Origin of the sequence: Herbidospora solisilvae (assembly GCF_009901565.1) — a bacterium.
In the GTDB taxonomy this organism is placed as follows: domain Bacteria; phylum Actinomycetota; class Actinomycetes; order Streptosporangiales; family Streptosporangiaceae; genus Herbidospora; species Herbidospora solisilvae.
In genome coordinates, this window is record NZ_WXEW01000011.1 from 1 (window position 1) to 17,266 (window position 17,266).

The following is a 17,266-nucleotide window of genomic DNA, read 5'->3' on the forward strand; positions in this document are numbered from 1 at the left end:
GGCCCCCGGTAGACGACCGGGTTGATAGGCCGGGAGTGGAAGCACAGTAATGTGTGGAGCTGACCGGTACTAATAGGCCGAGGACTTGACCATAAATGTTCGCGTCGACTATGCAACTCTCGAACCACAAGCGGGTTCGCTAGAGTTACGGCGGTTATGGCGGAGGGGAAACACCCGGTTACATTCCGAACCCGGAAGTTAAGCCCTTCAGCGCCGATGGTACTGCACCGGGGACGGTGTGGGAGAGTAGGACACCGCCGGACAATCTTTATACCGGAGGCCCCGATCAATTTGATCGGGGCCTTCGACGTTTCACGGGCCAGGGCCCGGCCATTCGGCCGGGCTTTCTGCGTTTCATAGGCGGATCGATGAGGCGTGACCGTGGTGGTCAGGCGGCCGTTGTGTGCGGGGTTCGGCCACGTCGGCCGGCCCCCCGTCGGGGGATGGCCTGGGCGTCATTCGAGACCAGCCGGGTTGTCGTTGTTGGCGGAAGGGGTTGTCCACGTCGGCCGGCGTGGTGTTTCGAGGGCAGCCCGGCCACGCGGTCGGGCTTTCGTCGTTTTCGGGGACCATCCGTTGAGACTTGGCCGCGATGGTCAGGCGCCCAATCGGGCGGCTTGGTGTTTGGAGATCGCGTCGGTGTAGCTGGCCTTTGTTGTTTACGGGCAGAGTGTCTGGATGGCCTGACCGTCATCCGGCAGGTCATGCTCGGCGTGGTCGTGCGGTCGAGGTTGGCACGGACAGAGCGATGTGATCGCCGCTGATGGCCTGGTTATCAGCCTGGCTGCCGGAGCCTGGTCCCAGGCCGGCCGGGATGATCGTTGTATGCGGGGCGAGTCACGGCATAGAGGCTCAAGGCTCGGCCGCCGCCCAGCCAGAGAGCGTGCGGCCATGTCGTCGGCTCCTTCGTCGTGTGCGGAGAGCCGCTTGTCCTTGAGCTACCTGTGGCAATCCTGGTCCGCTCACCATGTCCCGTTGGGGCAGAAAGAACGAGGGCCTACAAAGGCCGGGCCCTCGTTCCTCCTCCCGCAGGGACATACTCGCCCCGGCCGAGTTTTGTCCCCTCTCGTCAGGCGCGGGCGAGCTTGAGCAGGTGGTGCGCTGCGGTGCCGGCGCCGTCCCTCCGGATCTGTCCAGCCAGCTCTGCCGCGTTACTCGCGATGTCCGGCCACAGCGCCTCACTCAGCGCCACGGTCAGAGACTCGCCCGTCGGCACACCAGACGGATGCGCGATGCCGACGTTGAGGCGCTGCACCTGCTGCGCCCAGTAGTACTGGTCGTACACCTGAGGCACCACCACCTGCGGCGTGCCGGCCAGCGCGGCGGCCGTGGTGGTCCCGGCGCCCCCGTGGTGGACGATCGCCGCCACGCGAGGGAACAGGGCCTGCTGGTTCACCTCGTCGATCGACAGGACGTCCGGCCCCGGGTCGGTGGGCAGCAGGTCGGCCCAGCCGCGGGAGAGGATCGCCCGCCGCCCGGTCGCCCTGGCCGCCTCGACCATCGCTTCGGCGAGGCCCCGGGGTGCGCGGATGCTGCCGAAGCCGAAGTACACCGGCGGGTCGCCGGCGTCCAGGAAGGCCGACAGCTCGGGGGACAGGGGACGGTGGTCGGGGAGGATCCACGCCCCCGTCTCCACGACCCCGCTCCCCGGCTCGGGCCACGGCGCCAGGGTGGGGTCGCTCGCCAGCAGGGGGTGGTCGGCGAAGATGTGGCCGCGTACGTCGGAGACGGGCGGCAGGCCCAGTGTGGTGCGGTGGTTGTTGAGGGCGGCTCCGAAACTGGCCGTGAAGCGGGCTGCGTCTTCGGCCCACAACACTTGGTTGTCGCCGTCGACGGGCGGGCGGCCGGGGGCGGGGGCCGGGGAGTGGTGGACGGAGGGCAGCACGATCGGGCAGAAGGCCGTGAAGACGTACGGGATCTTCAGGACCTCGGCGACCGAGCGGGCGGCCACCTGGATGGCGGTGGCGGCCACGATGAGGTCGCAGTCCTTGGCGGCCGTCATGACGGTCTCGAACTGGGCCGTCACGGAGGCTTCGGCCATACGGCGGAGCTGCTCGGGTGACGGCGGCGTGGCGTTCGGGGGCGGGGTGGCGGCGGTCAGGGTGCGGAGCTCAGGGCCGATCGGGGTGACCGGCAGGCCGAGGCCCTCGATCCAGCCGCGGAAGTCCGGTGGGACGCACAGGTGGGCCTCGTGGCCGAGGGCCCGGAGTTCGGTGGCGAGCGCCACCAGCGGCTGCACGTCGCCTCGTGACCCGATGGTGGACAGCAGTACGCGCATGGGTGTTTTCCCCCTGGAAGTGGTTCGGAGCCACTGATTGTGAGGGGTCACGGGGGTCTTGCGGCAAGCCCGGGAGTCCGCTATAGGTTGAAAGTGGCGGGGAGTATGAGGTGCCCCCGCAGCCTTCGCCTTCGGTGCCCGGTCGGGCATTCCCGCATATGTGGCGCCCTGGTGGGCACGGGTAGTTCCCATGATCCGTGCAATTCGTCCGGGGGATCCGGTTGGTCACGTTCTGTGGTCGGAGTTCGTTGTCCAGCGAATTGATTCGGCGCTCGAATAATCTGTTTAGCGAATGCCGCATTTCCGCCACAATGGTGCTCATCGTCGATCTGGTTATCTGACCTTCCAGCAGGCGGAAGCTCGTCGGGTTACCCTTGAATGGCTGGTCGGTAAACGAATCTACGGTGCAGGCGCGCATGTCACGGGACTACTGACGACCCGCGACAAAGAGAATCCCATGTATAGGCGTGTCGGGTCGCCATAAGAGAATGGTCGGTTAGCGTCCCTTGTGTCGGGACAAACCCGGAAAGGACGAAGCCGATGGGGGCAGTGCGCAAGGTAGCGACATACCTTGGCCTGGGCGGAGCCGAGCAATATTCGGAAGAGCCCTATGGGGAAGAGGAATACGACGACGATTGGATGCCGGCCTCCGAAAGGGCCGCGAAACGCTGGCAGCCGGCGGGCGAACCGTCGCGAATCGTGATGGTACGTCCGAGGAAGTACGACGACGCGCTCACCGTGGGCCGTCACTTCCGCGACGGCCACACGATCGTGATGGACGTCGCGACGATGTCGACCCTGGAGGCGACCAGAATGGTCGACTTCGCGGCCGGCCTCGCCTATGGCTGTGAGGGTCGCATCGAGCGGATCGCCGACAAGGTGTTCCTGCTCACGCCGTCGAACGTCGAAGTGACCACCGCTTAACGGTCACCTCGCGAGCGGGTGGAGAGGCGACGCCGAGGCCTCTCACCACCCACCCCTCGCCGGCCCCTCCGCCGGCCGCACACGTAAGACCGTCCGACACTCAGGGTGTTCCGACCAGCCCCGACCGACCATTTCGACCCGGCTTGCGAAGGGATTCCGCAGGCCGGGTCTCGCATTTCCCGGGCTTTCTCTGGAAGATTCGGTATTCCGGGGATATCACCGCTTATCCGGCGCGTGGCCCGCGTTTCAGCAGTCGTCCCACCTCGGCGACGTCGGCGAGTGCCTGGTCGCGCCGTGTTTTGGCCTCACGGGCGTATTCGTGCAGGGCCCAGACCGCCGATGTGGCGAGTTCGTGGAGTTCGGCCACCTGCGCGTTCACCAACGCCAGATCGGCCTTCTCTCGGCCCCGGAAGCGCCACAACAACCACGCCCCCAAAGCGCCTATTCCGACGCCCACGACCGCCAGGATCATCGAGAACACGAAACCGAGCGTGAAGACGACCAGGCCGCCGAGCGCGGCCAGGTAGCCGGGCATTGGCGAAGGGCGCTTGGGAATGTAGCCCGCCATGATGCGGCGCTCCGCGTCGGCCATCGCCTCGCCGTCGGGGCCGTCGGGGCGCAGCGTGATCGAGTGGCCCAGGATCGGCAGCACCAGCGTCTCGGGCTGCTCGGCGTCGGTGCGGTCGGCGAGGTGGGCCGCCGCGGTGCTGATCGCGGGGGCCGCGACGTGGAGGGCGAGAGCGGCGAGGTAGGGGTCGGCGCCGGGCTTCAGGTCGTCGAGCAGGTGGCCGTTGAGCGAACTCAGCGGACCGTCGGGCTCGGCGGCGCCGACGAGGGCCGACAACACCGCCATCGGCTCGGTGTCGGGCCACACCGCGCGGGTCTGCGGCAGCGCGCCCGTGGGCGGCGGTACGGAGGTGATCTCCTCACACCGATGCCGGAGCCTGGCCAGCCTGGCCGCGGCCTGCACGGGGCCGCCCAGCGCCGGGATCTGGGCCAGCTCGGGGAAGTCGTTCAGCGACGGCGGGACCACCAGGCCCGGTTCGGCCGGGACGAGCGCCCTCAGCCACACGTCGTCGTCGTGGAGCACCTCGACCGCGTCGAGCTTGCGCAGTACGAAGATCTTCCCGGCCGGGCCGTAGGCCCCGCGGGCGGCGGCCAGCCACAGGGCACGCTGGCCGGCCGTCACCGGGCGCTCGGAGGACAGGTCGCCGAAGGCGGTGCCGAGCCACGAGGCGTGGATGCGGTCGCCGTGGCCGCAGACGGCTAAGGCCAGGCACAGGAACAGCGCCGTCTTGGCGCCGTCGAGCTGGGCCGCCTCGGACAACGGCTCCATCGCGTCGTCGCCAGTGAGGATCAGCACCAGCGCGCGTACGGCCGGGGAGAGCCAGTAGCCCGGGACGTCGATCGCCCCGGGCGGTGGCGGTGGCGCGCCGCCGTCGGCGGTGAGGTGGACGAGCAGCGCCTCGGCGTAGCGGTGCAGCTCTGTGGCGTCGGCGCTGCCGGACGACTCCGGCCGGGCTGTTACATCCATGCTCACGCGCTGACTCCCCCACGGCAGGTGGACGTCTGCTTTGCGCTCCGCAGACGCTCCCTTGACCGCGCCCACACTAGACGGCCGTGACCTGTTCGTGTTCTGAGGCGCGCCGATCCGTGGATTCACATCCGCTCGGGCGCCGTGATCCCCAGCAGGTCGAGCCCCTGCAGCAGCACCCGGAGGGTCAGCTGCGACAGCGCGAGCCGGGACTGGCGCTCCTCCTCGGAGTCGGCCTTGAGCACCGGGCAGTTCTCGAAGAAGGTCGTGAACGCGCTGGCCAGGTCGAACAGGTAGGCGCACAGGCGGTGGGGCTCGTTGCGCGCGCCCACCTCGGCGACGACCGGGCCGAAGCCGAGCAGGGCGAGGGCCAGAGCGCGTTCGGCCGGGTGCGTGATGACGATCGGGCCGTAGGAGGCGGCCGGGTCGTATTCGCCGCGGCGGAAGATGGAGCGGATGCGGGCGGTGGCGTACTGGAGGTAGGGGCCGGTGTTGCCGGTCAGGGCGAGCATGCGGTCGAAGTCGAAGACGTACTCGCTGTCGTGGCTCACCGACAGGTCGGCGTACTTGACCGCGCCCATGCCGACGGCGTGGGCGATCTCGGCGCGGGTGGCGTCGTCGTAGTCGCGGTCGGCCAGCACGGCGGCGGCCCTGGTCTCGGCCTCGTCGAGGAGTTCGAGCAGCTTGATGGACTTGCCAGCCCTGGTCTTGAACATCTTGCCGTCGCTGCCGAGCACGCTGCCGATCTGGATGTGTTCGGCCGAGACGTGGTCGGGCAACCAGCCGGCCATCTTCGCCGAGGCGAACAGCATCTGCAGGTGCAGCGACTGGGTGACGCCGATGACGTAGAGAATGCGGTCGGCCTTCAGGTCCTGCACCCGGTAGCGCATGGTGGCCATGTCGGTGGTCGCGTAGCCGTAGCCGCCGTCGGACTTCCTGATCATGAACGGCAGGGGCGCGCCCTCGCGTCCGGTGAAGCCGGGCGGGAAGACGCACAACGCGCCGTCGCTGATCTCGGCGATGCCGCGTTCCTGCAACTCGTCGCAGACCTGGGCGAGGGCGTGGTTGTACATGCTCTCGCCGGCGATGTCGTCGTCGGTCAGGGTGACGCCGAGCTGGGTGTAGACCTTGTTGAAGTAGCGGACCGTGGCGTCCATGAAGATGCGCCAGAGCCGCATCGTCTCGGGGTCTTCGGCCTGGAGGGTCACCACGCGGGCGCGGGCCCTGCGGTTGAACTCGGGGTCGGCGTCGAACTTGGCGCGGGCCGCCTGGTAGTAGTCGTTCCCGTTGCCCGCCTCGAGCTGCGCGACCGCGGCCTCCTCGCCCATGTCGAGGAGGTGCTCGATGAGCATGCCGAACGGGGTGCCCCAGTCGCCGAGGTGGTTCTGCCTGACGACGCGGTTGCCGAGATGCTCCTGTACGCGGACCAGCGCGTCGCCCACGACGGTGGTGCGCAGGTGGCCGACGTGCATCTCCTTGGCGGCGTTGGGCGCGGAGTAGTCGACCACGACCGTCTTCGACGGGAGCTCGCGGGCCACGCCGAGCCGGTCGTCGGTGAGCATGGCGCCGGCCTCGGCGGCGATCCAGGCGTCGTGGAAGCGCAGGTTGAGGAACCCCGGGCCGCTCACCTCGACGGTGCCGGGCAGGTCGAGGTTGGCGGCGATCTCCTGGGCCACATCTCGCGGCGCGCGTCGGAGTCGCTTGGCCAGGCTCATCGCGACGTTCGCCTGGTAGTCGGCGAACTGGGAGGGCCTGATCAGCGGATCCTCGGCGGCGTATTCCTGGCCGAACGCGGTGGCCAGCGCCTGCTGGACACGCTCGGCGAGCACGAGTTGTGGGTCGGTCATACACAAAGCCTAGCGACGCGCAACCGCCGTCGTCGCCAGGGTTACCGCCGGTCGGAGAACCACAACCGGTGGGACCGGGGAATGGCCGCGATGCGTTCGCCGACCCTGCCGACGACGCCCTCGGCGGCGAGCCGGGCGGCCAGCTCGCACGCGGCCGCGACGCCCTTGGCGCGCGAGGAACCGTGGGCGATCACCACGCAGCCGTTGAGGCCGAGCAGGACCGCGCCGCCGTGCGCCTCGGGGTCGAGGCGTTCGTAGAGGCCGCGCAGGCGGGGACGCTGGAGGAGGCCGCCGATCCGGGCCACGGCGCTGCCGTCGACGGCCTGGCGGAGCTGGCCGAAGGCGTAGCGGACGCTGCCCTCCATGGTCTTGAGCGCCACGTTGCCGGTGAAGCCGTCGGCGACGATGACCTCGACGCGTCCCGACAGCAGGTCGTGCCCCTCGACGTTGCCGGCGAAGTGGATGCCGGGGGCGGTCTCCAGCAGTTCGTGGGCGCGTTTGACGACCTTGTTGCCCTTCTCGGCCTCGGCGCCGATGGTGAGCAGGCCGACGCGGGGGTTGTCGCGGCCGAGGGCGGTGGCGACGTAGGCGACGCCCAGGTGGGCGAACTGGACCAGCATCTCGGGCTTGGCGTCGGCGTTGGCGCCCGCGTCGAGCAGGATCGTCGGGTCGGGGACGGTGGGCAGGGCCACGGCGATGGCGGGGCGGAGCACGCCCGGCTGGGTCTTGAGCCGCAGTTTCGCGGTGGCGACGACGCCGCCCGTCGAACCCGCCGACACGACCGCGGACGCGTCGCCCCGCCTGACGAGGTGGCAGGCCACGGCGATGCTGGAGCGGGGGCGGCGGAGGCTGGCCAGGGCGCCTTCGTCCATGGAGATCGCCTCTTCGGCGCGGACGATGGGGATCTCGGAGGCGGCGCCGTACCGGGACAGGAGGTCGTGGAGCGGGCGGGGCTCGCCGACCAGCACGACCGGGACCCCGAGCTCTCTGACGGCCGCGACGGCCCCCGCCACGATCTGTTCTGGCGCGTGGTCGCCGCCCATGGCGTCGAGCGCGACCGGCGACGATACGGCCACAACGCCATCCAATCGATCCGGGAATCTCAGTGAATGGTAGGCGGGGAGGGTTGGTGCGCCGTCCGTCGGCTCGCGTTATCGGCGCAGATTCCAGTCCCACACCTTCCGGGACACGATGACCTTGGAGAACGCGGCGTTGCCCGTCACCCGGATGACCGGGCCGTCGTCCTTCTCGCCGCCCGAGACGACCCGTTTCGCGAAGACCGCGCTGCCGTCGTCGATGACGTTGGCGTTGTCGGGCACCCGGATGATCACCTTGCTGAACGCGGCGCTGATGTCGACGGTGATCTCACGGCCGGGCAGCACCGCGTCGCTCAGGTCGATGATCAGGGCGCCGAAGCGGGCCTGGAGGCGGAGGTGGCGGCCGGGCACCCAGCGGCCGTTCTTGATGACCTTGCTGAACGCGGCGGTGATGCTCTTGCGGCCGACGTCGGCCGGGGCGGTGTTCGCGACGGTGGAGGGGAGGTCCTTGGTGATGGGCACCAGTTCGCCCATGGTGACCGCGCCGTAGGTGGCTTCCAGGCGGTCGGCGTGTTCGGCCGTGGTGAGGCGGCCGGTGGCCAGGCCTTCGGCGATGATCGCCGCGACCCGGTCACGGTCGGCGTCGGAAGCGCGCTGACCTGGGTCTTCTGTCGTCACATGCCCCAGATTACCCGCATTCGAGATATGTCGCGAGAGGCAAAAATCATGACTACGGCCTTTACCAAATCCTGAATTCGGCTGTCGGGACGGTCCGATACCGGTATAGAGGTCCCCAGACGCCTGACAGGCCTCCTTGGTTTACACGAGATCGGAAAAACTACCGAGAAGGGAAGGCCGAGTGATCTTTAACGAGGGAACCCGCGGCTTCCGGGCATACACGACGAAACATCTCGACGACCTGCTTCGCGAGAAGGCCGGGTTCGGCGAGGAGGCGCGGCTACGGGTGCGCGCGGTGGCGACCGTGCTGCCGTTCCGCACCAACGCCTACGTCGTCGACGAGCTCATCGACTGGTCCGCGGTCCCCGACGACCCGATCTATCGGCTCGTCTTTCCTCAAGAGGACATGCTGCCCGAAGCGGATGTCTCCCGTCTGGCGAACCTCATCAGGATGAACGCCCCGGTCAAGCAGCTGACGGCGGCGGCCAACGAGGTGCGCATGGGCCTCAACCCCCATCCGGCCGGGCAGCTCGACCTGAACGTGCCCAAGATCGGCGACGAGCCGGTGCCCGGTATGCAGCACAAATATCCCGAGACCGTGCTGTTCTTCCCCAAGCAGGGGCAGACCTGCCACGCCTACTGCACCTACTGCTTCCGGTGGGCCCAGTTCATCGGCGAGCCCGACCTGAAGTTCGCCTCCGGCGACGTCGACGCGCTCGTCGGCTACGTCCGCCGCCACCCCGAGGTGACGTCGGTGCTGTTCACCGGCGGCGACCCCATGATCATGGGAGAGCCGGTGCTGCGCCGCTACGTCGAGCCGCTGCTCGACCTGCCGCAGATCGACTCGATCCGCATCGGCACCAAGTCGCTGGCCTACTGGCCCGGCCGGTTCGTCACCGACCCGGACGCCGACGACACGCTCAAGCTGTTCGAGCAGGTGGTCAGGTCGGGCAAGAACCTCGCGTTCATGGCGCACTTCTCGCACCCTCGGGAGCTCGAACCCCAGGCGGTGGGTTCGGCGGTGCGGCGCATCCTGGACACCGGCGCCACGGTCCGGACCCAGGCCCCCCTCATCCGCACGATCAACGACGACGCGGCCACGTGGGCCCACATGTGGCGGCGGCAGAACGCGATGGGCATGGTCCCCTACTACATGTTCGTCGAGCGGGACACCGGGCCGCAGGACTACTTCGCGGTGCCGCTCGCCGACGCGTACGAGACCTTCAGAGACGCCTATGCCCAGGTCTCCGGTCTCTGCCGGACGGTCAGGGGCCCCTCGATGTCGGCCACCCCCGGCAAGGTCTGCGTCGACGGCGTGACCGAGATCAACGGGCAGCGGGTCTTCGTGCTGCACTTCATCCAGGCCCGTGACCCCGGCCTGGTCGGCCGTCCCTTCTTCGCGCGCTACGACCCCACGGCCGTCTGGCTGACCGATCTGCGCCCGGCGTTCGCCGACCGGTTCCCCTTCGAGTCGGCGGCTCCGGTCGCGGCCTGACCCCAAGGAGACGGAAAACAATTGCCCTCGGCCCGGGAGCCGCGTTTACCGTGCCTTTCTCCCGGGCCGGATGTGAATTCCCATCATGTGCCGCCAAGTCGGGCGCCCTCCAGCCCTCCGGTGTTGTGACTCCCGGTCACCGGGCCGTTTCGCGTGGTGATAGAAATTCGGCCTAGCCAATCGGCCGGCGCGAACCCGCGCCGGTTACGCGGGGGTTCTCGGTTCCCGTTCCCTGACCTGGGACGGGGCTCAGGAGGCATTTACATGAAGCGCATGATCAAGGCAGCACTCGTCGTCGCGACCTTCGGCGTCGCGGCTATGTTCGCCGCGCCCGCTCAGGCCGCGGACGGCCCGGTCTCGGACCTGCTGGGCGGCATTCCGCTCGTCGGCGGGCAGCTCCCGGCCCTCCCGGGCGCCGACCTCGCCGCCGTCACCGGCGCCGTGCCGCCGGCCGCCGCCCCTGTCGCGGGCTGGACCGAGGCGGTGCGGGCCACCCCGATGAGCGCGAGCAGCAACGACGTCTCGACCCAGCTCGCCCCCACGCTGGACGCCGTCACCGGCGCCGCGGGCCAGGTCACCAGTGGCGCCAACCACATCAGCGGCGCCAGCAAGGACCTGACCGGTTCGGCCACCCAGGTGAGCAAGGCAGCCCAGAACCTGTCGGGCGCGGTCAGGAACATCGTCTCCGGCACCCGCTAAGTGCCTCTCGGACACGTTGGCGTGGCCACGTCAACGTTTCCGTGCCTCTGACATATGAGAACGGCCGGCGCCTTCGGGAGGCGCCGGCCGTTCTCAGTTTGCCCAGGGGCGCACCGACGTGCGCCTGGCGATCTGTGCCTGCAGTCTGGCCATCTGCCAGTGCAGTTCGATGAGCTGCTCGGTCAGCAGGGCAGGTGAAAGTTCAGACGGGTCTTCGTCGGCCAGATGATCGATGGCCGTCACCAGCTCACTCATCCCGCCCTCCCATGGCATCGGCGTTCCTTAGATCGAATCCCCGTTCGAATCATAGTGGAACACCGGCCGCAGCGGCATCAGCTTTCGTACACCGGTGCGATGAATCCGCGCGCGAGGGTGTGGGCGGTGATGTTGAAGCCCACCACGGCCGGGTTGGCGTCGGGGTCGACGCCGAGCTTGTCGGTGTCGAGCGCGTGCACGGCGAACAGGTAGCGGTGCGGCAGCCCGGGGGGAGGGGCGGCGCCGCCGTACTCCTTGATGCCGTAGTCGTTCCTGGTGTGGACGGCCCCCTCCGGCAGCCCCGCGAAGTCGGGGCCGTTGCCGGCGCCCTCGGGGAGCTCGGTGACCGACGCCGGGATGTCGAACACGAGCCAGTGCCAGAAGCCGCTGCCGGTGGGCGCGTCGGGGTCGAAGCACGTGACCGCGTAGCTCTGGGTGCCTTCGGGCGCGCCCGACCACGTCAGGCGCGGGGAGACGTTCTCGCCGGTGAAGCCCCAGTCGTTGAAGACGTGGCGGCCAGGCAGCGTCGCACCGTCGGAGAGCCCGGGGGACTCGACGGTGAGCGCCGGGACCTCCGGCAGGTGGTCGTAGGGAATGGGTGCTGGCGTCGGCATGGCGCACTCCGCTCGGGATAGGTCGCGATCTTCCTGCGGGCCTATCCTCTACCACTCACGCCTTGTTGTAGGCGCCGATCACCTCGGCCGGGTCGCCGTCCATCTTGATCTTGCCCTTGTGCAGCCAGATGACGCGGTTGCAGGTCTCCTCGATGACGTCGAGGTTGTGGGCGACCAGGAAGACGGTGCCGGCCGACTCGCGCATCTGCATGATGCGCTTCTGGGAGCGCTTGCGGAACTCGCGGTCACCGGTGGCCAGCGCCTCGTCGATCAGCAGCACGTCGTGGACCTTCGCCGACGCGATGGCGAACCGCAGACGGGCGCCCATGCCCGACGAGTAGGTGGACATGGGGAACTGGACGAACTCCCCGATGCCGGAGAAGTCGACGATCTCGTCGTACTTGGCCCGGACCTCCGAGGGGGTCATGCCCATCGCGTAGCAGCCGAGGGTGATGTTGCGCTCGCCCGTGAGCTCCTTCATCAGGGCGGCGTTCACGCCCAGGAGCGAAGGCTGGCCGTCTGTGTAGACCGCGCCGGAGTGGGGCGGCAGCAGCCCGGCGATGGCGCGCAGCAGGGTCGACTTGCCCGAGCCGTTGCGGCCGATGATGCCGATCGCGTCGCCGTGGCGGGCCACGAAGGAGACGCCCTTCACGGCGTGGACCTCACGCATCTGCGGGCGGCCCTGGCGCTTGACCAGTCGCAGCAGGGCGGTGGCGGCGTTGCCCTTCTCCTCGGCCGAGGTCGCGCCGTAGACCTTGTAGACGATGTGGAGGTCGTCGACGATGACGGTCGGAGTGCCGGTGGCCGACGACTTCCTGGTCGCCTCCTGCTCTTCGGCGGTCAACGGCCACACCCTTTCCATCGCCATCGGCTTCGCCTCAGCCACGTCCGTACCTCTCTTCGGCGCGCCAGAAGTACCAGAATCCGATGACAAGGGCGAACACCGCCCAGAATATGGCAGTCGTCCAGGCCCACTGGGGCGGGGTGTGGCTTTGGATGAGCAGGTCACGCATGAGCTCGATGTAAGCCGCGGCCGGGTTGAGCTCCATGATGTACTGCACGAACGCCAGCGACTCGGGCAGGTCGGCGACCCGGTCGGGGATGCTGAAGAAGACGCCCGAGGCGTAGAGCCAGGTCCGCATGATGAACGGGAGCAGCTGGTTCATGTCGCGGGCGAAGGCGCCCACGCGGGCCATGAAGAGGCTGGCCCCGATGTTGAAGGTGAGCTGCAGCAGCAGCGCGACCGGGATGAGCAGCCAGTAGAGGGTGAGCGGCTCGCCGGTGAGGAGCACGATCCCGATGAGCACCAGCATCGACCACAGCAGCTGCTGGAGTTCCTGCACCGCGTAGGCCAGGGGCAGCGCGGCGCGGGGGAAATGGAGCGCCCGGATCAGCGACAGGTTGTTCGAGATCGACTTGGCGCCGCCGCTGACGGTGCGCTGGGTGAAGGTGAAGATGAAGACGCCGGTGATCAGGAAGGCCGTGTAGTTGGAGATGTCCTTCTTCTGATCGAGGATGACGCCGAACATCAGGTAGTAGACGCCGGCGTTCAGGAGCGGCGTGAGGAGCTGCCAGAGCTGGCCCAGCATCGACTGGCTGTATTTGGAGACGTTGCGCGACGTCGCGTACTTGAGCACGAAGTGCCGACGGGCCCAGAGCTGCTTCACGTAGAAGGGAAGGCTCGGGCGCGCGATCGCGCGACGGAGGCCGTGACGCTTCGCGAGCGCGGCCAGCGATTCCGTCGCTGCGCCGCCCTGCGCGTCCGCGACGGCGGAATCCGGCTGGCTCATGGCAAGGACTCTATTGGATGCTGGTGAACGAGAAGCCTGCGATGGTCATCCGTTGGCTCCTCGTGGGTCGGGTGAAGCCGCCGGTGGCGGGCGTGCCACGGCTTGGTCAAAGGTAGCCCACCAGGTCCTGATATGGGGACAACGCCACGATCGGTACCGCAAAGGTCCTACCGTGGCTTTACCAGTACCGGGACATGTGTACCTTTGTGGGAGTTTTGGAGCCGTTTAAGAGGTTTGAGGCGACCTTCTTGGTATGCGTGTGACGCCCGACTGACGCACGTGTGACCGAACTGCAACGCAGCAGAGACAACACTGCGGTGTGTGGTGAGGGATGCTCGCGGACGACTGGCAGGGCGTCAGCTCGTTTGACCGTGTCTGCAAATCCAAGGTCCCCACAAGGGGCCGAGGGGGTGCCGGCCCGGACATCTCGCAGCTCAGCGCCAACGCCCATCCTTTGAGGGAGGATCTACTCACTATGCGCGTATTCAAGGGCGCACAGATCATCGCCGGCACCGCCGTGCTGGCGCTCGGCCTGGCCGCCTGTGGTGGTGGCGACGAGGCCACCGACCCTGCCGCGGGTGGCGAGGGAGCCGCCGCCGCGCCGGTCGTGGTCGAGATCGGCGAGCCGCAGCACGAGCTCGTTCCGGGCAACACCGCCGAGACCAACGGCGCCGAGGTGCTCAACGCCCTGTTCATCGGCCTGGTCAACTACGACGCTGACAAGAAGCCGATCAACCAGATCGCCGAGTCCATCACCTCTGACGACCAGACCAACTGGACGATCAAGCTGAAGGACGGCTACAAGTTCCACGACGGCACCCCGGTCGACGCGCAGAGCTTCGTCGACTCCTGGAACTACACCGCCAACGGCGCCAACGCGTACGAGGCCAACTACTTCATGGGTTCGATCGCCGGCTACGACGAGATGAACCCGGTCGACCCCGACGGCGACGGTCCGCAGGAGGCCCCCGCGGCCACCGCGACCAGCCTCTCGGGTCTGAAGGTCGTCGACCCGCTGACCTTCACGGTCGAGCTGAAGAACCCCTTCTCGGGCTTCCCGACCATGCTGGGCTACACCGCCTTCTACCCGATGCCCAAGGCCGCCTTCGGCCCCGACGGCAAGGTGACCGCCGCCTACGGCGAGTCCCCCATCGGCAACGGCCCCTTCAAGATGGCCAAGCCGTGGAAGCGCGGCGTCGAGACCAAGATCTCGCTGGTCCGCAACGACGACTACGCCGAGGCCAAGGCCAAGGTCGAGGCCGTCGACTTCGCGATCTACACCGACCTGAACACCGCCTACCGCGACCTGCAGGCCGGCAACATCGACATCATGGACCAGCTCCCGCCGGAGGTCATCGCCTCCGCCAAGGCCGAGCTGGGCGACCGCTACATCGAGCAGCCCTCCTCGGGCATCGGCTACCTCGGCTTCCCGACCAAGGTCGGCGCCGACTACGCCAAGAAGGTCGAGCTGCGCAAGGCCATCTCGATGGCCATCGACCGCAAGACCATCACCGAGCAGGTCTTCTCCGGCACCCGCGTGCCGGCCGACGACTTCATCTCGCCGGTCGTCGCCGGTTACCGTCAGGGCGCGTGCGGCGAGGCCTGCACCTACGACCCGGTGAAGGCCAAGGAGCTGTGGGACGCCAACGGCGGCGCGCAGGCCGGCACGATCGAACTGGGCTACAACGCCGACGGCGCTCACAAGGAGTGGATCGAGGCGGTCGCGAACAACCTCCGCACCAACCTCGGCGCCACGGTCGAGCCGAAGCCGGTCGAGAAGTTCGCCACCATCCTCGACGACCTGGGCGCGGACAAGTGGAAGGGCCTCTTCCGGATGGCCTGGATCATGGACTACCCGTCGCCGGAGAACTACCTCAAGCCGATCTTCGCGGCCAACGCCAGCTCCAACTACTCGGGCTTCAACAACAAGGAGTTCGAGGAGCTGCTCAAGAAGGCCGACTCGGCTCCCACCGTCGAAGAGGGCATCGCGGCCTACCAGGCCGCTGACGACATCCTGCTCAAGGAACTGCCCTACATCCCGGTCTACTTCTACCAGACCAACGGCGCGTTCTCCTCGAACGTGAAGAACGTCAAGATCGACCCGTTCGAGCGGATCGACATCGCGAACGTCGAGAAGGCCTAAGACGGCATCCAACCCGGGCGGCGGAACCCCTTGAGCCGCCCGGGATGGACCATCACTCTTGGGGCAGCCCGATTGGTTGCAGTGGGGCTGCCCTTCGTCATGATCGGGAGACCGAATGGGCCGCTACGTTGTCAGGCGCCTGCTCCAGGCGATCCCTGTGTTGCTTGGCACCACGTTTCTCATCTTCACGCTCGTCTACTGGCTCCCCGGCGACCCCATTCAGGCTCTCGCGGGAGACCGGGCGGTCGACCCGGTGTTCCGGGCCACGATGCGTGAGATGTTCCACCTGGACGAACCCCTGGTAGTCCAGTACGGCTACTACATCCAGGGCATCCTTTCCGGCGACTTCGGAACCACCTTCCGAGGGCTGCCGGTCTCGACCATTTTCGAGGGCAAGTTCCAGATCACCCTGAACCTGGCCATGATGGCCCTGGTGATCGAGGCGATCGTCGGCATCGGCCTCGGCCTGATCGCCGCGCTGCGCCGCGGCAAGGCCGCCGACACGGCCATCCTCGCCTTCACGCTGCTGCTGGTGTCGATCCCGACGCTGGTCAGCGGCTTCGTGCTCCAGCTCGTGCTGGGGCTGCAACTCAAGACCTCCACGGGAATCGACTTCTTCCCCGTGGCCGGCACCTCCGAGGGCTGGCGCAGCTACCTGCTGCCGGGCATCGTGCTGGCCGGGACGTCGATCGCGTACCTGACCCGGTTGACCCGGACGAGCCTGATGGAGACGCTGCGCGCCGACTACGTGCGGACCGCCGTCGCCAAGGGCATGCCGCGGCGAAGAGTGCTCGGCAGACACGCCCTGCGCAACTCGCTGATCCCGCTCGTCACCTATCTGGGCGCCGACCTCGGCACCCTGATGAGCGGCGCGGTGATCACCGAGACCATCTTCAACCTGAACGGCATCGGGCGCCAGCTCGTCGACTCGGTCTACCTGTCGGAGAACTCGGTGGTCGTCGGCATCGTGACCGTACTGGTGCTGATCTTCATCGCCGCCAACCTGATCGTCGACCTCCTGTACGCCGTCCTCGACCCCAGGATCCGCTATGAGTGACACGCTCACCGAGCAGAAGCCCAAATCGGTCAAGCCGCCGAAGCAGAAGAAGCCGGCGAGCCTGTGGTCCGACGCGTGGTACGACCTGCGGCGGAGCAAGGTCTTCATCATCGCCGCCGTCATGATCGCCGTCCTCGTGGTCATGTCGATCATTCCGGGTCTGTTCTCTTCGGTCAACGCATTTGATCCGACCACGTGCGACCTGACCAAGGCCCGCCAGGGCGTGAGCGCGGCCCACATCTTCGGCACGGACAACCAGGGTTGCGACACCTACTCCCGGGTCATCTACGGCGCCCGGATCTCGATCATGGTAGGCGTCTTCTCCACGTTGGTGACCACGCTCATCGGCGGTCTGCTGGGCCTGCTGGCCGGGTTCTACGGCCGGTGGACCGACACGATCCTTTCCCGCGTCGCGGAGATCTTCTTCGCGATCCCCTCGACCCTGGGCGCGCTGCTGATCCTGGCCCTCGTCGGCCGTGAGAACGCGGGCATCTGGACCGTGGTGGTGGCCCTGTCGGTGCTCGCCTGGCCGATGGTGCTGCGCATCATGCGGGCGGCGGTCATGTCGGCCAAGAGCCAGGACTACGTCCTCGCGGCGAGGGCGCTGGGCGCCGGTCCCGGCCGGCTCATGGGCCGGCACATCCTGCCGAACGCCCTGGCCCCGGTGATCGTCGTGGCCACCATGAACATGGGCGTCTTCATCGCCGCCGAGGCCGCGTTGTCGTTCCTCGGCGTCGGCATCCAGTCGCCCGACATCTCGTGGGGTCTGATGATCGCCGACGCGCGCAACCGGTTCCTCCAGGCGCCGGAGGCGCTGCTGTTCCCGGCCCTGTTCCTGAGCCTCACGGTGCTGGCGTTCGTCATGCTCGGCGACGCCGTCCGCGACGCTCTCGACCCGAAGCTTCGATAGGAGGG

Annotated in this window: 15 protein-coding genes and 2 rRNA genes; 8 read left to right on the top strand and 9 right to left on the bottom strand. The window is 68.0% G+C overall.

All coding sequences use genetic code 11. The features are described from left to right. Positions 1-93 (top strand): 23S ribosomal RNA (locus tag GT755_RS32650); the annotation flags it as partial. A 53-nt stretch (positions 94-146) separates the two neighbouring features. Further along, positions 147-263: ribosomal RNA gene (gene rrf / locus GT755_RS32655) — 5S ribosomal RNA — on the top strand. An 806-nt stretch (positions 264-1,069) separates the two neighbouring features. Here rrf and GT755_RS32660 read toward each other — a convergent pair. Then, positions 1,070-2,278: a glycosyltransferase gene (locus GT755_RS32660; RefSeq protein WP_161483447.1), complete on the bottom strand. Its 1,209-nt coding sequence runs from the start codon at positions 2,276-2,278 to the stop codon at positions 1,070-1,072. Positions 2,279-2,818: 540 nt separating this feature from the next. On the opposite strand from GT755_RS32660, the gene GT755_RS32665 reads away from it, so the two are divergent. Continuing rightward, on the top strand, positions 2,819-3,202 hold the full coding sequence (locus GT755_RS32665; protein WP_030452194.1) for a cell division protein SepF: 384 nt from the start codon (positions 2,819-2,821) through the stop codon (positions 3,200-3,202). Between the two features lie 223 nt (positions 3,203-3,425). Here GT755_RS32665 and GT755_RS32670 read toward each other — a convergent pair whose 3' ends face one another. The 4 genes from GT755_RS32670 to GT755_RS32685 all read right to left on the bottom strand — a co-directional run bounded on the left by GT755_RS32670 (position 3,426) and on the right by GT755_RS32685 (position 8,298). Then, positions 3,426-4,736: a hypothetical protein gene (locus GT755_RS32670; RefSeq protein ID WP_235967941.1), complete on the bottom strand. Its 1,311-nt coding sequence runs from the start codon at positions 4,734-4,736 to the stop codon at positions 3,426-3,428. 125 nt (positions 4,737-4,861) lie between these two features. Beyond that, positions 4,862-6,583: an arginine--tRNA ligase gene (gene argS / locus GT755_RS32675; RefSeq protein WP_161483448.1), complete on the bottom strand. Its 1,722-nt coding sequence runs from the start codon at positions 6,581-6,583 to the stop codon at positions 4,862-4,864. Positions 6,584-6,624: 41 nt separating this feature from the next. After that, positions 6,625-7,626: a phosphate acyltransferase PlsX gene (gene plsX, locus GT755_RS32680; protein ID WP_202610829.1), complete on the bottom strand. Its 1,002-nt coding sequence runs from the start codon at positions 7,624-7,626 to the stop codon at positions 6,625-6,627. 108 nt (positions 7,627-7,734) lie between these two features. Further along, complete coding sequence (locus GT755_RS32685) at positions 7,735-8,298, bottom strand: DUF1707 SHOCT-like domain-containing protein (protein ID WP_161483450.1); 564 nt, start codon at positions 8,296-8,298, stop codon at positions 7,735-7,737. Positions 8,299-8,479: 181 nt separating this feature from the next. Between GT755_RS32685 and GT755_RS32690 the strand changes: the two genes are divergently transcribed. Both GT755_RS32690 and GT755_RS32695 read left to right on the top strand, forming a co-directional pair. Continuing rightward, complete coding sequence (locus tag GT755_RS32690; RefSeq protein ID WP_030452189.1) at positions 8,480-9,793, top strand: KamA family radical SAM protein; 1,314 nt, start codon at positions 8,480-8,482, stop codon at positions 9,791-9,793. Positions 9,794-10,057: 264 nt separating this feature from the next. Then, positions 10,058-10,492, top strand: a complete 435-nt coding sequence (locus tag GT755_RS32695) for a hypothetical protein (protein ID WP_161483451.1) — start codon at positions 10,058-10,060, stop codon at positions 10,490-10,492. 93 nt (positions 10,493-10,585) lie between these two features. Here GT755_RS32695 and GT755_RS38855 read toward each other — a convergent pair whose 3' ends face one another. The 4 genes from GT755_RS38855 to GT755_RS32710 form a co-directional block, all read right to left on the bottom strand. Further along, complete coding sequence (locus GT755_RS38855; RefSeq protein WP_231515393.1) at positions 10,586-10,747, bottom strand: hypothetical protein; 162 nt, start codon at positions 10,745-10,747, stop codon at positions 10,586-10,588. Positions 10,748-10,824: 77 nt separating this feature from the next. Then, on the bottom strand, positions 10,825-11,361 hold the full coding sequence (locus GT755_RS32700; protein WP_161483452.1) for a YbhB/YbcL family Raf kinase inhibitor-like protein: 537 nt from the start codon (positions 11,359-11,361) through the stop codon (positions 10,825-10,827). Positions 11,362-11,416: 55 nt separating this feature from the next. Continuing rightward, on the bottom strand, positions 11,417-12,223 hold the full coding sequence (locus tag GT755_RS32705; protein ID WP_161483709.1) for an ABC transporter ATP-binding protein: 807 nt from the start codon (positions 12,221-12,223) through the stop codon (positions 11,417-11,419). A gap of 16 nt (positions 12,224-12,239) precedes the next feature. Continuing rightward, positions 12,240-13,151: an ABC transporter permease gene (locus GT755_RS32710; RefSeq protein WP_161483453.1), complete on the bottom strand. Its 912-nt coding sequence runs from the start codon at positions 13,149-13,151 to the stop codon at positions 12,240-12,242. Positions 13,152-13,626: 475 nt separating this feature from the next. Between GT755_RS32710 and GT755_RS32715 the strand changes: the two genes are divergently transcribed. From GT755_RS32715 to GT755_RS32725, 3 genes are all read left to right on the top strand, one after another. Further along, positions 13,627-15,294, top strand: coding sequence for a peptide ABC transporter substrate-binding protein (locus GT755_RS32715; RefSeq protein WP_161483454.1), 1,668 nt, complete (start codon positions 13,627-13,629; stop codon positions 15,292-15,294). A 115-nt stretch (positions 15,295-15,409) separates the two neighbouring features. Then, positions 15,410-16,351, top strand: a complete 942-nt coding sequence (locus tag GT755_RS32720; protein ID WP_161483455.1) for an ABC transporter permease — start codon at positions 15,410-15,412, stop codon at positions 16,349-16,351. Next, on the top strand, positions 16,344-17,261 hold the full coding sequence (locus tag GT755_RS32725) for an ABC transporter permease (protein ID WP_161483456.1): 918 nt from the start codon (positions 16,344-16,346) through the stop codon (positions 17,259-17,261). The genes GT755_RS32720 and GT755_RS32725 overlap by 8 nt, the downstream gene beginning before the upstream one ends. The last annotated feature ends 5 nt before the right edge of the window (positions 17,262-17,266 follow it).

Excerpts from the sequence above, each read along its gene's own strand:
- GT755_RS38855 (WP_231515393.1), bottom strand. The coding sequence starts at position 10,747 with ATGAGTGAGCTGGTGACGGCCATCGATCATCTGGCCGACGAAGACCCG.
- GT755_RS32725 (WP_161483456.1), top strand. The coding sequence starts at position 16,344 with ATGAGTGACACGCTCACCGAGCAGAAGCCCAAATCGGTCAAGCCGCCG.
- GT755_RS32670 (WP_235967941.1), bottom strand. The coding sequence starts at position 4,736 with ATGGATGTAACAGCCCGGCCGGAGTCGTCCGGCAGCGCCGACGCCACA.
- GT755_RS32720 (WP_161483455.1), top strand. The coding sequence starts at position 15,410 with ATGGGCCGCTACGTTGTCAGGCGCCTGCTCCAGGCGATCCCTGTGTTG.
- GT755_RS32715 (WP_161483454.1), top strand. The coding sequence starts at position 13,627 with ATGCGCGTATTCAAGGGCGCACAGATCATCGCCGGCACCGCCGTGCTG.
- GT755_RS32660 (WP_161483447.1), bottom strand. The coding sequence starts at position 2,278 with ATGCGCGTACTGCTGTCCACCATCGGGTCACGAGGCGACGTGCAGCCG.
- GT755_RS32695 (WP_161483451.1), top strand. The coding sequence starts at position 10,058 with ATGAAGCGCATGATCAAGGCAGCACTCGTCGTCGCGACCTTCGGCGTC.
- GT755_RS32710 (WP_161483453.1), bottom strand. The coding sequence starts at position 13,151 with ATGAGCCAGCCGGATTCCGCCGTCGCGGACGCGCAGGGCGGCGCAGCG.
- GT755_RS32705 (WP_161483709.1), bottom strand. The coding sequence starts at position 12,223 with ATGGAAAGGGTGTGGCCGTTGACCGCCGAAGAGCAGGAGGCGACCAGG.
- GT755_RS32665 (WP_030452194.1), top strand. The coding sequence starts at position 2,819 with ATGGGGGCAGTGCGCAAGGTAGCGACATACCTTGGCCTGGGCGGAGCC.
- GT755_RS32700 (WP_161483452.1), bottom strand. The coding sequence starts at position 11,361 with ATGCCGACGCCAGCACCCATTCCCTACGACCACCTGCCGGAGGTCCCG.
- plsX (WP_202610829.1), bottom strand. The coding sequence starts at position 7,626 with ATGGGCGGCGACCACGCGCCAGAACAGATCGTGGCGGGGGCCGTCGCG.
- argS (WP_161483448.1), bottom strand. The coding sequence starts at position 6,583 with ATGACCGACCCACAACTCGTGCTCGCCGAGCGTGTCCAGCAGGCGCTG.